General features: G+C 65.3%; 16 protein-coding genes. 9 read left to right on the top strand and 7 right to left on the bottom strand.

Annotation, left to right across the window (positions count from 1 at the left end):
• The coding region (locus tag AABA86_RS18040) for an Ig-like domain-containing protein (protein WP_338307720.1) at nucleotides 1-550 on the top strand (550 nt) is incomplete at its 5' end.
• Nucleotides 551-840: 290 nt separating this feature from the next.
• On the top strand, nucleotides 841-1980 hold the full coding sequence (locus AABA86_RS18035; RefSeq protein ID WP_212247561.1) for an amidohydrolase/deacetylase family metallohydrolase: 1140 nt from the start codon (nucleotides 841-843) through the stop codon (nucleotides 1978-1980).
• A 7-nt stretch (nucleotides 1981-1987) separates the two neighbouring features.
• Here AABA86_RS18035 and AABA86_RS18030 read toward each other — a convergent pair whose 3' ends face one another.
• From AABA86_RS18030 to AABA86_RS18020, 3 genes are read right to left on the bottom strand one after another with little or no spacing between them, the layout of a single operon-like run.
• A complete protein-coding gene (locus AABA86_RS18030) occupies nucleotides 1988-2572 on the bottom strand; it encodes a TlpA family protein disulfide reductase (protein ID WP_338307719.1) in 585 nt (194 codons plus the stop codon).
• On the bottom strand, nucleotides 2565-3026 hold the full coding sequence (locus AABA86_RS18025; RefSeq protein ID WP_338307718.1) for a DsrE family protein: 462 nt from the start codon (nucleotides 3024-3026) through the stop codon (nucleotides 2565-2567). Before AABA86_RS18025 ends, AABA86_RS18030 begins: the two co-directional genes overlap by 8 nt.
• A 19-nt stretch (nucleotides 3027-3045) precedes the next feature.
• Nucleotides 3046-3474: a DoxX family protein gene (locus AABA86_RS18020; protein ID WP_212247549.1), complete on the bottom strand. Its 429-nt coding sequence runs from the start codon at nucleotides 3472-3474 to the stop codon at nucleotides 3046-3048.
• 103 nt (nucleotides 3475-3577) lie between these two features.
• On the opposite strand from AABA86_RS18020, the gene AABA86_RS18015 reads away from it, so the two are divergent.
• Nucleotides 3578-4462 (top strand): LysR family transcriptional regulator, encoded by an 885-nt coding sequence (locus AABA86_RS18015; protein ID WP_338307717.1) that lies wholly within the window; start codon nucleotides 3578-3580, stop codon nucleotides 4460-4462.
• A gap of 18 nt (nucleotides 4463-4480) precedes the next feature.
• On the opposite strand, the gene AABA86_RS18010 is transcribed toward AABA86_RS18015, so the two are convergent.
• The gene (locus AABA86_RS18010; RefSeq protein WP_338307716.1) at nucleotides 4481-5626 is read right to left on the bottom strand and encodes an acyl-CoA dehydrogenase family protein; all 1146 of its coding nucleotides are present in this window, start codon (nucleotides 5624-5626) and stop codon (nucleotides 4481-4483) included.
• 126 nt (nucleotides 5627-5752) lie between these two features.
• Here AABA86_RS18010 and AABA86_RS18005 point away from each other — a divergent pair, with 126 nt between their 5' ends.
• Nucleotides 5753-6433, top strand: coding sequence for an alpha/beta hydrolase family protein (locus AABA86_RS18005; RefSeq protein WP_338307715.1), 681 nt, complete (start codon nucleotides 5753-5755; stop codon nucleotides 6431-6433).
• Between the two features lie 3 nt (nucleotides 6434-6436).
• Here AABA86_RS18005 and AABA86_RS18000 read toward each other — a convergent pair whose 3' ends face one another.
• Nucleotides 6437-7411, bottom strand: coding sequence for a ketopantoate reductase family protein (locus tag AABA86_RS18000; protein WP_212247541.1), 975 nt, complete (start codon nucleotides 7409-7411; stop codon nucleotides 6437-6439).
• A 154-nt stretch (nucleotides 7412-7565) separates the two neighbouring features.
• Between AABA86_RS18000 and AABA86_RS17995 the strand changes: the two genes are divergently transcribed.
• Nucleotides 7566-8369, top strand: coding sequence for an enoyl-CoA hydratase-related protein (locus tag AABA86_RS17995; RefSeq protein WP_212247539.1), 804 nt, complete (start codon nucleotides 7566-7568; stop codon nucleotides 8367-8369).
• Between the two features lie 3 nt (nucleotides 8370-8372).
• Here AABA86_RS17995 and AABA86_RS17990 read toward each other — a convergent pair whose 3' ends face one another.
• Both AABA86_RS17990 and AABA86_RS17985 read right to left on the bottom strand, forming a co-directional pair.
• Nucleotides 8373-8645 carry a hypothetical protein gene (locus AABA86_RS17990; RefSeq protein WP_212247537.1) on the bottom strand — a complete coding sequence of 91 codons (273 nt, stop codon included), beginning with the start codon at nucleotides 8643-8645 and terminating at the stop codon, nucleotides 8373-8375.
• 66 nt (nucleotides 8646-8711) lie between these two features.
• A complete protein-coding gene (locus AABA86_RS17985) occupies nucleotides 8712-9596 on the bottom strand; it encodes a LysR family transcriptional regulator (RefSeq protein ID WP_338307714.1) in 885 nt (294 codons plus the stop codon).
• Nucleotides 9597-9706: 110 nt separating this feature from the next.
• Between AABA86_RS17985 and AABA86_RS17980 the strand changes: the two genes are divergently transcribed.
• From AABA86_RS17980 to AABA86_RS17965, 4 genes are all read left to right on the top strand, one after another.
• Entirely contained in the window at nucleotides 9707-11071 is a 1365-nt protein-coding gene (locus AABA86_RS17980; RefSeq protein WP_338307713.1) for an FAD-dependent oxidoreductase, read from the top strand.
• A gap of 34 nt (nucleotides 11072-11105) precedes the next feature.
• Entirely contained in the window at nucleotides 11106-12110 is a 1005-nt protein-coding gene (locus AABA86_RS17975; RefSeq protein ID WP_338307712.1) for an ABC transporter substrate-binding protein, read from the top strand.
• A 212-nt stretch (nucleotides 12111-12322) separates the two neighbouring features.
• Nucleotides 12323-13096 (top strand): ABC transporter ATP-binding protein, encoded by a 774-nt coding sequence (locus tag AABA86_RS17970; RefSeq protein ID WP_212247529.1) that lies wholly within the window; start codon nucleotides 12323-12325, stop codon nucleotides 13094-13096.
• Nucleotides 13089-13910: an ABC transporter permease gene (locus tag AABA86_RS17965; RefSeq protein WP_212247527.1), complete on the top strand. Its 822-nt coding sequence runs from the start codon at nucleotides 13089-13091 to the stop codon at nucleotides 13908-13910. Before AABA86_RS17970 ends, AABA86_RS17965 begins: the two co-directional genes overlap by 8 nt.
• Nucleotides 13911-14054: the final 144 nt, after the last annotated feature.

The raw sequence follows: 14054 nt of genomic DNA, 5'->3' as shown, positions 1-14054 counted from the left end.
CGTCGAAGTCACCAATGTGCGTCAGCACTGGGATCACACCGCGACGATCAAGGGCACGGCCGATCCCAGCAGCGAGATCAAGCTGTATGACGGCACGAGCTCGGTCGGTTCGGCCACGACGGGTGCCGATGGCAAGTGGAGCTTCCAGACCTCCGACCTGTCGGGCAAGTCCCATGCCTTCACCGCGGAGCAGGTCGACACCACGGGTCACGTGGTCGGCACCAGTTCGGGCGAGGCGATCATCGGCTCGGGCCTCAGCAACACGCTGACCGGCACCGCCGGCAACGATGTCATGGTGGGCAAGGCGGGTGCGGATACGTTCACGTTTGCGTCGAACTTCGGCCAGGACGTCATCAAGGACTTCGCTGCCCGTGGACCTGCTCACGACACGATCGAGTTCAGCAAGAGCGTGTTCGACAGCTTCGCCGGCGTTCTCTCCCACGCGGCCCAGTCAGGCCACGACGTCGTTATCGCGACCGGGAGCGACACGCTCACGCTGAAGAACACGCAGCTCGACAAGCTGAACAGCCACGACTTCCACTTCGCGTAAGGGACGGGTCAGCCGCACAAGCTGGCCCTCGACAAACTGCCTCGGAGGATTCTTTGGGGGATCCTCCGACAAGGCCACGACTGAAGTTGGATGGCGGGGTGATCCCCCGCCATCGGCTTCCCAAACCGTAGGTCGGAAGTTCGAATCTTCCCGGGATCCCCATTTTTCATGGGCCACCGTCACGGTTTGCCGCGCCATTCGGCGCGAAAATTGCTAGAAGCGAACGGCTTCCTTCCTCGCTGGCCCAGCTGCCATGCCGCCGCACCTCGCTGCCTCATCCGGAGACGACGATGCCTTTCGACTTGATCCTGCGCGGGGGGCGGGTGATCGACCCCTCCCAGAAGCTCGACGCCGTGACCGACGTCGCCTTTGCCGGCGGCAAGGTGGCGGCGGTCGGCGGCGCCCTCAAGGCCGATCCGGGCACAGAGGTGCGCGACGCCTCGCAGCTCATCGTGACGCCGGGACTGATCGATCTCCACACCCATGTCTATTGGGGCGGCACCTCGCTCGGCATCGATGCCGAGGAATTCTGCCGCCTCTCCGGCGTCACTACGGCGGTCGATACCGGCAGCGCCGGCCCCGGCAATTTCGCCGGCTTCCGCAAGCATGTGATCGAGCCGAGCCAGGTCCGGATCCTCGCCTATTTGCACGTCTCGCACGCCGGCATCTTCGGTTTCTCGCACCGGATCATGGTCGGCGAGAGCGAGGAGCTGCGGCTGATGAACCCGATCGAGGCGGCCAAGGTGGCCGATGCCAACCGCGACCTCATCGTCGGCATTAAGGTGCGCGTCGGCCTGCATTCCTCGGGCACGTCGGGGGTCGTGCCGCTCGACATCGCGCTCGAGGTCGCGAACGAGGTCGGCATGCCGTTGATGGCGCATATCGACCATCCGCCGCCGAGCTATGAGGAGGTGCTGGCACGTCTGCGGCCCGGCGACGTGCTGACCCATGCGTTCCGCCCCTTCCCGAACACGCCGGCGACCGCGCAGGGCACGGTGAAGAAGGCGGTGCTGGACGCGCGCGAGCGCGGCGTGCTGTTCGATATCGGCCATGGCAAGGGCTCGTTCGCGTTCAAGACCGCGCGCGCGATGCTTGCCAACGGCTTCTATCCGGACACGATTTCCTCGGATATCCACCAGCTCTGCATCGACGGCCCGGCCTACGACCAGGTCACGACCATGTCGAAGTTCCTGTGCATGGGCATGGAGCTGTCCGACGTGATCGCGGCCTCAACGGTGAATGCGGCAATGGCGCTGCGTCGCCCCGAGCTCGGCAGCCTCAAGCCGGGCTGCGTCGGCGACGCCACGCTGATCTCGGTCAAACAGGGCCAGTTCGACTACGAGGACGTCGTCGGCGAGCACCTGATTGGCGACCGCAAGATCGTGTCCGAAGGTGTCGTCATCGGCGGCCGCTGGTGGCATCCGAATTGAGTCGGCGCTAGCTCTGCTCGCGATAGTATTGCAGCAGGCGCGTGCCCGCTGGCGACAGCCAGTCGGGCGCACCGGTGATGTAGCCTTCGACGCGCCCGCCCGTTCCGACGAGATAGGTGATGGGCATGCCGACGATCGAGAACATCTCGGTGGAGGCCTGGGCCGCCGCGCCATAAGCATCGACATAGCAGGCGAGGTTCTGCAACGAGAGGCCGCCGAGAAAGGTGCGGATCTTGCGCAGGTCTTTGGTGTCGGTGCAGATCGCGACGATGTCGAGCCGGTCGGGCCGCGAGGCCGCAAGGCTTGCCAGCATGGGCAGGTCGAGCTTGCAGGCGGCGCACCAGGTCGCCCAGAAGTTCACCAATGTGATGCGGCCCGGCTTGGCAGCCACGATGATGTCCTTGCCGCGCGGGTCCTGAAGCCGAAGTTGTGGCATCAACGCGTGCGGCCGCACCACTGTAAACTGGCTGCGGCCAGCTTCGAACACCGGCGGCCAGCTGTCCTGCGCGTCGGCGGTGCGCAGGACAGTGAGATAGGCCGGCGCGGCGATCAGGAGCGATCGCCGCGACAACGCGCGAGGCTTCTCACGCATGAATATAGGCCCAGCCTTTGAGTTGCAGGTCGACCACGCGTCCGATGCCGAACGGGACGAGGTTCGCGCCCGCAATCAGCGGGATCGAGACCTGCTCCTTGGCTTCCGCGATCACCTTGGACGAGGCGCACATGCTGTAACTGAGGCTCGGCAGCGATTGCCGCAGCGTCGCCAGCGGCTCGATCAGTGGCGTCTTGTCGGCGCGGAAGATGTCGATGCCCTTGCCGTTGGCGACGACCTCGATCAGCATTTTCGCGCCCTTGTCGGCAAAGTGCCTGGCGAGATTGGCCGAGTAGCTGATCGCGTGGCCCATGACATAGGGCTCGTTGCTGTCGATGAGGATCACGACGCCCTCGGTGAGACGATCCTCCTTGGCCGCGGCGGTGCCGGCGGCCGTGAGGATCGATGCGCCCGCCAGCAGCCCCCTGCGAGACCATCCATTGGCAGAGATCATGGTGCGGCGTTCCCGTCGATCAGAATTGACGCGGCGCGATCGGCGCCTTGCCGTTGCGACCCCACAGCACGAACAGGCTGAGCGCCAGCAGGACGACGTTGAGCGGCGTCACCGCGGCCTCGCCGCGCGAGAGATGGAAGACCAGCGCAATGACCTGCAACACCGCGCAGCCGAGCGCGGCCAGCACCGTCAGCCGCGGCAGGATCCGCGTCAGGGCCGGCAGCAGGATGCCGATGCCGCCGGCGAGGTCGACCAAGGCAATGGAGCGGACGAAGGTCTCCGAATACTGGCCGGCCCAGGGCATCATCGCGGCCAGCTGGGGAATCGGCGTGGTCAGCTTTACCAGCCCCGCCGAGATGAAGACGAAGGCGAGGAGGACCTGCGCGGCCCAGAGGCCGATGCGGAGGGCGCGGCCGGGGGCGGGGGTCTCGAAGGTGGCGGTGGACATGGTGGTTCTCCAGAATGTGAGGGTTACCACCATTTGATAGTTTCACCGTTTTTGATCATTATCGGCTTCGGGATTAGTTCATTTCCTGGATGTTGATGATCTCATGGATTCTCTGGTCAGCATGAGGGTGTTTTGCCTGGTCGCCGAGCTGAAGAGCTTCGCGACCGCGGCACAGCGCCTGCGCATCTCCCCGGCCATGGTGAGCAAGCACGTGATGCAGCTCGAGAAGCGGCTGGGCACGCGGCTGCTGAACCGGACCAGCCGGCGGGTCAGCCTGAGCGAAAGCGGCGCGCTCTATTTCGAGCAGGCGCGGCAGATGCTGGATTCGCTCGACGAGGTCGAAGCGGCCGTCAGCAATGCCACCGTTGTTCCGCACGGCACGCTGCGCCTGACCGCACCGGTGTGGATGGCGAACGCGATTTTTGCGGGCGTGCTGGCGGACTATCAGGCGCGCTATCCCGAGGTACGTCTCGACGTCGATCTCAGCGGACGGCTGGTCAATCTGGTCGAGGAGGGATTCGACCTCGCCCTGCGCGCAACCGGCACGCCGGACGAGGCGCTGATCGCGCGTCCGATCACCAGCGTCCCGTTCTACATGGTGGCGGCTCCCGCCTTCCTCAAACGCGCGGGCCGTCCATCGACCTTCGCCGATCTCGCCGGCCAGCCGCTGCTGCACTACGCGCTTTACCCGGGCGAGAGCTTCTCCTTCACGGGCGAGCACGGCCCCGAGACCGTCAAGCTCAAGCCGGTGCTGCGCAGCGGCAACGAAACGCTGCTGCACATGGCAGCAATCGAAGGCATGGGCCTCGCCTTCCTGCCGAAATGGCTGGTCGCCGAGGACATCGCCAGCGGTCGTCTGGAGCACGTCATGCCCGGCCACATCATCTTCGCCGGAAAGCTGTTCGCGGTCTATCCGAGCCGCAAATATCTCTCCGCGAAGGTCAGGACCTTCATCGACTTCATCGCCGCCGACAAACGGATGAAGTAGCTGCTCACAGCAACCGGATCACAGCGATCTGGCGATCAGCAGCTTCATGATCTCGTTGGTGCCGCCGTAGATTTTCTGGATGCGGGAATCGATGAAGATGCGCGAGATCGGGTATTCCTGCATGTAGCCGTAGCCGCCGAACAGCTGGAGGCATTCGTCGGCGGTCTCGACCTGCTTCTCCGAGCACCAGTATTTCGCCATCGACGCCGTGACGGTGTCGAGATCCCCGGCGACCAGGCGCTCGATGCACCAGTCGACGAAGACGCGGGCGATCATCGCCTCGGTCTTGCGCTCGGCGAGCTTGAAGGCGGTGTTCTGGAAATCCATCAGCGGCTTGCCGAAGGCTTTGCGCTCCTTGGTGTAGTCGGTGGTGAGCTTGATCGCGCGCTCCATCGCGGCGACGGCGCCGACCGCGAGCGCAAGCCGCTCCTGCGGCAATTGCTGCATCAGTTGCACAAAACCCTGGCCTTCCTCCTTGCCGAGCAGGTTCTCGGGCGGCACGGTGACGTTGTCGAAGAACAGTTCCGAGGTGTCGGAGGCGTGCAGGCCGATCTTGTCGAGGTTGCGCCCACGCTTGTAGCCGTCCGCGCCCGCGGTCTCGACCACGATCAGCGAAATGCCCTTGGCGCCGACGTCTCCGGTGCGCGCGACCACGATGACGAGATCGGCGGCCTGGCCGTTGGTGATGAAGGTCTTCTGGCCGTTGATGACGTAGGAATTGCCCTGCTTCTTCGCCGTGGTCTTGACGGCTTGCAGATCCGAGCCGGTACCGGGCTCGGTCATGGCGATGGCGCCGACCATCTCGCCCGAGGCCATCTTCGGCAGCCAGCGCTTCTTCTGCTCCTCCGAGCCGTAGTTGAGGATGTAATGCGCGACGATGGCGCTGTGCACGGAGACGCCGGTCGTCAGCTCCGGCACCGTGCTTTCGAGATCGTCCAGCACCGCCGCGTCATAGGCGAAGGTGGCGCCCAGCCCGCCATATTCCTCCGGCACGCTCGCCAGCAGCGCGCCCATCTCGCCGAGACCGCGCCAGGCGAAGCGGTCGACCATCTTCTGCTCGCGCCATTTTTCGGCGTGCGGCGCCAGGTCCTTGGCGAGGTATTTCCGGAACTGGTCGCGGAAGACATCGAGTTCTTCGGTCATCCAGGAGGAGCGGTAGGACATGATTACCTCGGTTGATGCGGCTTTCCGGCTAGGTAGGCCAGTCGGCCGCGGCAATTATTGTGTTTTCAGGCTGCGCCGGGGACGCTACCAAGGCGACCGTAACAGCTTCTGTCGGGATGGTTGATTGTGGCTGTCAAAACACAAGAGCTCAAGCTCGACATCGAGCGCATCGGCACGGTCTCGGCGATCCTGACGCAGCCGGACAATGCGCGTGCCTGTTACGTGCTGGCGCATGGCGCGGGCGCAGATATGCGGCATGCGTTCATGGAGAAGGTCTCGGCCGGCCTTGCCGAGCGCGGCATCGCGACCTTGCGCTTCAATTTCCCCTGCATGGAAGAGAAGAAGGGACGTCCCGACCAGCCGGCGGTCGCGCACGCGGCGATCCGCGCGGCAGTCGCGGAGGCGGCGCGGCTGTGCCCCGGGGTGACGCTCGTCGCAGGCGGCAAATCATTCGGCGGACGCATGACCTCGCAGGCGCAGTCCAAGACGCCGTTGCCTGGTGTCAAAGGGCTCGCCTTCCTCGGCTTTCCCCTGCACGCCGACAAGAAGCCGTCATCCGAGCGCGCCGAGCACCTCGCCGGCGTCACCATCCCCATGCTGTTCCTGCAAGGCACGCGCGATGGGCTTGCTGATCTCGGCTACCTCAAGCCTGTCGTCGAGAAACTCGGTCCGAAGAAGGCGACGCTGCATGAGATCGAGGGCGGCGATCACTCGTTCGCGGTGCTGAAGAAATCCGGCCGTAGCAATGACGAGGCGCTCACTGAGGTATTGAACGCGCTCGTAGCCTGGATCGACACGCTCGCCTGAGGCTCAGGCGGAATAAAGCCCCTTGTCGCGGGCCTTCTGGATCGCGAGCGCGGCGATCAGGTCGAGCGTCGGTGTCGACAGGCCTGCCGTGCGCGCGAAGGCGGCGGGCGCCTTCACCAGAACGTCGATCTCCATGGCGCGGCCAAGCTCGTAGTCCTGCAGCAGCGAGGGTTTGTGATTGGGGGCGGGTCCACTGCGCGTCACCCGCTTGACCTCGGGGATGAAATGCTGCGCGATGTCGTTGGCCTCGTTCAGCATGCGCGGGATGACGTCCGCAAAGGCGGCGTCGTCGCGCACGCCGCGTGCGGTCTGGCCGGTGAGCAGGCACAGCACCGACAGCGACATGTTGGTCAGCAGTTTTGACCAGATCGCCTCGCGGATTTCCGCCACCGGCGGTGATTCCAGCCGCGCGTCGTTGAAGACGCCGCGCAGCTTGGTGATGCGCTCGCAATTGCGGTCGTCGCATTCGCCGATCAGCAGGCGGTTGCGGTCCGGGGTGAGGTTGTGCACCACGCCTGGCGCGGTCACCTCGTTGGAGGAGAAGACGACGCCGCCGATGATCCGCTCCTTCGGGATGCAGGCGCGCAAGCGTCCGCCGGGGTCGAGGAAGGAAATGTCCGGAGGTGTCGGGTGCCGCGGCGGCAGGCCGATCCCGTACCACCAGGGAATACCGTTCTGCGCAAAGACGATGGCGGTGTCGTCCTGAAGCAGCGGCTTGATGCTGGCGACCAGCCCCGGGAGCGCAGTGGCCTTCAGCGTCGAGATCACGACGTCCTGCGTGCCGAGCTGGGCTGGGTCGCCCGAGGCGTTCACCTTGGCGGAGACCTCGGAATCGCCGACACGCAGTTTGAGGCCACCCGCCCGGACTGCCTCCAGATGCGCCCCTCGCATCACGCACGAAACGTCATGACCAGCGCGCGCCAGCCGGACCGCGATGTGGCTACCGACGGCGCCCGCGCCGAAAATGCAGATGCGCATGATGATTCCGTTCCTGGTCCCAAACTGCCGCCCTGCGCCACCATGACACAAGCCGCCATGCGATGGGCGCGACCGCCCCACGCTGGAAAGATATGGATCGGGATGCGTTGCCTCGGCCATAGTGCACGGCAAACCAATGACCGGAGGATCGCCGATGACTGCCAGCCCCGTGCTGTGGACCCTCGATGAGCGTGGGGTTGCGACCGTCACGTTGAACCGGCCGGAGGTCAACAACGCCTATGACGGCGCGCTGATCGCAGGAGTGCTCGCGGCGATGGACGATCTCGGCAAAAAGCCGAATCTTCGCGTCGTCGTGCTCAAGGGTAATGGCAAGCATTTCCAGGCCGGCGCCGACCTGAAATGGATCAACGGCGTGCGGCCGCAATCGGCTGATGCGAACGAGGCGGCCTCGCGCGCGACCTTCGAAGCCGTGCAGCGGCTCAACACGCTGCCGATCCCGACGGTGGCGCTGGTGCAGGGCGGCTGTTTTGGCGGCGGCACCGGCGTGATCGCGGCATGTGATGTCGTGATCGCCGCGGACAACGCCCTGTTCTCGATCACCGAGGTGCGCTGGGGCCTGACCGCGGCGATCATCATCCCGCAGCTCTGCGACGCCGTCGGCGTGCGCCAGGTCCGCCGCTACGCGCTCACCGGCGAGCGCTTCGGCGCCGAGGACGCCCGCCGCATCGGCCTTGTCCATGAGGTGGTGCCGCTCGCTGATCTCGAAGCCGCCGGCGCCAAGGTGGTCGAGCAATTGCTTGCCAATGGGCCGGAGGCGATGGCAGAGACCAAGAAGCTCGCGCTGGAGAGCTCGTTCGGCGGTATGGCCGTCGATGATGCGGCGTACGCGCGGCTCGTCCAGCTGCATTCGCTCAAGCGCCAGAGTGCGGAGGCGGCCGAGGGATTGGCGTCGTTCGCGGAGAAGCGGGCGGGGAATTGGGGCGGCGGGAGAGGTTGAGCGTCAGCAGCCGCGGCAGATGTTGTTGATGCTGCGATAGACAGCGTCGTCGTCCTGCCGCATCTGCCGCAGCGTTTCGAGTGTCTGGCCGTCATTGGCAGGCGCAACGGGCTTGCGCTTCGCGGCGAGTTCGTCCTCCTGCCGCTTGTAGCAGGCCTCGCGCTCGGGCTTGGCCTGGATGAAGCGGCAGTTTTGCTCCACGGCTGCGGCGGGAGCGGCGGAGATCGCGAGAGCGATCAGGGCGGGCAGGGCGAATTTCAAGAGCGTCGAATCCATGCGGGCACTTCTGTCAGGTCTGTCGTTCCCGGGCAACCGTCTTGTGGCGGGCTACGGCACCGCACTTCACAGCGACGGCGCCAGTGACGTTTTCAGCAACGTCAGCAGCGCCTGCACCGCGGCGGCATTGCGCCGCCGCTCGGGGATCGTGGCTTTCACCCACAGCTCCGGAATCGGAAAGTCGCGCAGCACCGGCTTGAGCGTGCCGTCGCGCAAGGCGTCCGTGACGAGATAATGCGAGATCAGCGCGATGCCGTTGCCGGCGATCGCGCTGCGCGCCAGCACGTGTCCCTCATTGGTGGAGAGCAGCGGGCTGACCTGGATGCTGATGCGGCCGCGTGGTCCGTCGAAGATCCATTCAGGTCCCGTCGGCATGAAGCTGAGGCAGCGATGCTCGACGAGGTCGCGCGGATGTTTTGGCGTGCCATGTCTTTTCAAATAGGCCGGCGAGGCGCAGAGCAGCCGCTTCAGCGCGCAGAGCGGCTCGTCGACCACGCCGCCGAACGAATGCGGGAAAGCGCCGATGGCGATGTCAAAACCTTCGGTGACGGGATCGACCGGGCGGTCGATCAACACGATATCGAGCTTCAGCTTCGGGTTCTGGGTCTGGAACGCGCTGAAGGCATCCGCAAGCCGCGCCACCGTCAGCGACGTCGGTGCCTTGATGCGCAGGTGATCGACGAGGTCGTGGCCCTTCTCGCCCATGCGCGAGAGCAGATCAGTTGCGTCGGTCACCACGCCGCGTGCGCGATGCACATAGCGCTGTCCGGCTTCGGTCAGCCGCAATTGCCGGGTCGAGCGGTGAAACAGTGCCGTGCCGATCCGCGCCTCCAGCTGCGTGACGCGTTTTGCCACCACCGAGGTCGAGACGCCGAGCTTTCGCGCCGCGGCCGAGAAGCCGGTGGCGTCGGCGGTCGCCAGGAAGGCCTGCAGGTTCACCAGGATGTCCATGTCGACCTTTCTCGATTTGCGAAAGCTGATCGCGTATTTCGGTGGATTGTAGCCTGCCTCGCGTTAATTCATAGTCGACCCCAAGCAAGAGATTTGGGAAGGGACGCGCCATGCGGGCCATGACGATCGAAGAACCGGCACGACAGGTGCCGCTCTATGGCGAATATGAAGTCGTCGTGCTTGGCGGCGGCCCGGCCGGCATCGTGGCGGCGGCGTCTGCAGCACGCGCGGGGCGGAAGACGCTTCTGATCGAGCGCTATGGCTTTCTCGGCGGCATGGGCACCGCTGCCGGTGTCACAAATTTTTGCGGTCTGCATGGCAATGTCTACGGCCAGGCCCATCGCCTCGTGCAGGGCATGGCGTCCGAGCTGCTGGCGCGGATCGATCGGCTCAACGGGCTGAACACGCCGCATCTGATCCTCGGCAAGGTCTTTGCGCAGGCCTACGACACCGCGGCCTATAAGATCGCGGCCGATCAGTTGCTCGCGAGCCACAAGGTGCACATCCTCTTCCACGCGCTCGGCGCCGGCGTCGTGATGGGTGACAACAGCCGCATCGACGCGCTGATTGTCGAGACCAAGGCCGGACGGCAGGCGGTGCGATCGGAGATCTTCATCGATTGCTCCGGTGACGGCGACCTCGCCGTGTGGGCCGGCGCGCCGTTCGAGATCGGCGATGAGCACGGCCATCCGATGTACCCCTCGATGATGCTCCGCCTCAACGGCATCGATCCCGACAAGGCCGGCGATGCCTGGCGCACCATTCCGCAATTGATGGAGAGAGCCATCGCGGCCGGCACCCACACATTCCCGCGCAAAAGCGCCATCGTGCGGCCGCAGAAATCCGGCATCGAATGGCGGGTGAACTTTACGCAAGTGGCGCGCGAGGACGGCCATGCCATCAACGGCGTCGAGCCCGACGATCTCACCCGCGGCGAGATCGAGGGCCGCAAGCAGGCGCTCGCCGCGTTCGAATTCCTGCGCACCGTGCCGGGCTTTGAAAAATCCTACATCGTCGATCTGCCGCCGCAGCTCGGCATCCGCGAGACCCGCCGCATCAAGGGCGGCTACCAGCTCAGCGGCGAGGACGTGCTGGGTTGCGCCTCGTTCGAGGATTCCATTGGCGTCAATGGCTGGCCGATCGAGGCCCATGTGCCCGGCGACGTCGTCTTCACCTTCCCGCCGATCCCGGAATCGCGCGGCTATAACGAACTGCCCTACCGGATGCTGGTGCCACAAGGCATCGACAATCTGCTGGTCGCCGGCCGCTGCGCCTCGATGACCCATGAGGGCCAGTCGGCGGCACGGGTCTCCGGTGCCTGTTTCGTGATGGGCGAGGCGGCCGGTTCCGCCGCCGCGCTGGCGCTCTCCGGAAACCGGATTCCGCGCGAAATCCCCATTGAAAAGTTGCAGGAAACGTTGAAACAACAGGGCGCCTTCATCGGACGGGACCAGCCGGTGCCGGAAGGATTGTGACGGGTTGCAATAGAACGACGGTGGAGGAAACGGGATGATCGGGATCATGCGGCTCGCGCTTGCGGGCCTTCTGGCGATCACGGCGATGGGCGGTGCGACAGCCGAGGACGTGCTGAAGGCCAGGATCGGCGTGCTTCGTCTGTCCTCCTCCGCGCCCGTCTTCATCGCGCAGGACAAGGGCTATTTTCGCGAGGCCGGCTTGGAGGTCGAGCTGAAGTTCTTCGACGCGGCCCAGCCGATCGCGGTCGCCACGACCTCGGGCGACGTCGATTTCGGCATCACCGCCTTCACCGCGGGCCTCTACAATCTCGCCGGCAAGGGCACGCTGAAGGTGATCGGCGGCATGAGCCGCGAGAAGGCCGGCTATCCCTTGATCGGCTATTTCGCCAGCAACAACGCTTACGCAGCCGGGCTGAAGACGCCGAAGGATCTCGCGGGCAAGCGCGTGGCGATGACGCAGGTCGGATCGAGCTTTCACTATTCGCTCGGCCTGCTCGCCGACAAATACGGCTTCAAGCTCTCTGAGGTGAAGATCGTGCCGTTGCAATCGCTGTCGAACGCCGCCGCGGCGCTCAAGGGCGAGACCGTCGATGCGGCGCTGCTGCCGATCTCGACCGCGCGAAAGCTCACGGACGAAGGCGGTGCGAAATTCTTAGGGTGGGTCGGCGACGAGACGCCGTGGCAGCTGGGTGCGGTGTTCGCCTCGCCGAAGACGCTGACCAACAAGGCGCTGGTGACGAAGCTGCTCGGCGCGCTCGCCAAGGCCGACCGCGAATATCACGACGTCATCCTCGCCGCGATGAAGGACGGTGTCGCGCCGATCAACGAGCAGACAAAACCGCTGCTGGAGATCATAGCAAAGTACACCAATCTGCCGGTGGAGCAGGTGGTCGGCAATTGCGCCTATATCGATCCCGACGGCAAGCTCGACGTGAAGAACGTCGACAACCAGATCAAATGGCTGCAGGAGCAGGGCTTTGCCGACAAGGGCTTTGATGCGAATGCGATCATCGCCAAGGAATTTGTGAAGGCGGATTGATTGATGCAAGCTCTCCTCTATCCCCGTCATCCTGAGGTGCGAGTAGCGCAGTGCATCCGCACTGCGCTGCGAGCCTCGAAGGATGCACGGCCGAGCCGGGCTGCACATCCTTCGAGGCTCGACTTGCGGCAAGCCGCAAGTCGAGCACCTCCAGCGACAACGGCTTCGCCGTTGCGCAGGGATGACGGGCCAGGAGTGAGAAGGATCGCCGCATGGACCTGATCGCCAACCACATCTCCCACCGCTTCGGCGACCTCGCCGTGCTCGACGATGTCTCCTTCACCGTCGGCGCCGGCGAGGTGGTGGCTGTCGTCGGGCCCTCCGGCTGCGGCAAGAGCACGCTGCTGTCCATCCTTGGCGGCCTGCTGCAGCCGACCTCAGGCGCGCCCGAGCTGCGCGGCGCACCGCCGGCGGACAGCCTCAATCCGCTCACCTTCGTGTTCCAGGATTTTGCGCTGCTGCCCTGGGCGAGCGTGGAGGAGAATGTCGAATTCCCTTTGCTGCACACCCAGCTCTCGGCCACGCAACGCCGTGAGCTGGTCGAGGATGCCTTGCGCCGCACGGGGCTGACTGATTTTCGCAAAACCTATCCCAAGCAGCTCTCCGGCGGCATGCGCCAGCGTGTCGGCATCTCGCGCGCGCTGGCGGTGAAGCCCGCGATCCTCCTGATGGACGAGCCGCTCTCCGCGCTGGATTCGCAGACCCGCGAACTCCTGATGGAGGATTTCGTCCGCCTGCTCGCCGATGGCGGCATGGGCGCGGTCTATGTCACCCATAATCTCGAAGAGGCTGCGCGGCTGGCCGATCGCATCGTGGTGCTATCGCGGCGGCCCGGCCGCATCCGCGAGGTCGTGGCCGTGCCGATGACGCGCACCGAACGCGGTGAGACGGCGGCGCGCGAGAAGCTGCTGGCGCTGCAGAACCAGATCTGGTCGCTGATCCGCAACGAGGCCATCGATGCCGAGCGCGAGGTCCAGCATGCTTGATCGTGCGGCGGCTGACACTGCGAAGGACGGCGCGACGCGGAGCGTCCGCTTTCGCGGCGCCGGCTTCGTCCCCGCCAGCAGCCGTTTCGGCGGCTGGATCGCGCTGGCCCTCGTCATCGCGATCTGGCAGGCGGCGGGCAGCACCGGCCTCGTCAATGCGCTATTTCTGCCGACGCCCGCTGCGATCGTCCGCGCGATCTACCAGCTCGCGGTCTCCGGCGCGCTCTGGCAGCATCTGTCGGCCTCGCTGCTGCGCATCGGCGTCGGCTGGCTGCTGGGGACGGCGGCCGGCGTTGCCGTCGGCTTTGCCATCGGCCTGTCGCGGCTCGCGCGCAGCGTCGGCATCACCTTCATCTCGGCGCTGTTCCCGATCCCGAAGATCGCGCTGCTGCCGCTGTTGATCCTCTGGCTCGGCATCGGCGAAGAGCCGAAGATCGCGACCATTGCGCTGGGCGTGTTCTTCTCGACCGCGATCTCGGTCTATAGCGGCGTCGATGCGGTGCCGCGCAACCTCATCCGCATGGCGCAGAGCTTCAACGTGCCGTTCGCGACCATCGTGCGCAAGGTGATCTGGCCCGGCGCGCTGCCCGCGATCCTCGCCGGCTTCCGCATCACCTCATCCGTCGCGCTGCTGCTCGTCGTCAGCGCCGAGATGATCGGCGCCCAGTACGGCATCGGCGCCTTCGTGCTCCAGGCTGGCAATCTGATGCAGACGGATCAGCTGCTGGCCGGTGTGGTGATCCTCTCGGTGTTCGGGCTGGCGGTGGGGAAGGTGATCGGCTGGCTGGAGACGCGGCTCTTGCACTGGCGGTAGCCCCAGTCGCAATGTGGCTGGAAGCGCGCGCTACAACCTCCGTCGTCGTCCCGGCGAAAGCCGGGACCCATAACCCCAAGGAGGAGTTTGGCAAAGATCAGGCGTTCGGTACGTCTACCTTCCGCAATTGATAGATCACGCGGT

Origin of the sequence: Bradyrhizobium sp. TM233 (assembly GCF_036247965.1) — a bacterium.
GTDB classification, from domain to species: Bacteria; Pseudomonadota; Alphaproteobacteria; order Rhizobiales; family Xanthobacteraceae; genus Bradyrhizobium; species Bradyrhizobium ottawaense.
The sequence above is the reverse complement of the archived record's forward strand: the minus strand, read 5'-3'. Positions and strand labels throughout refer to the sequence as shown.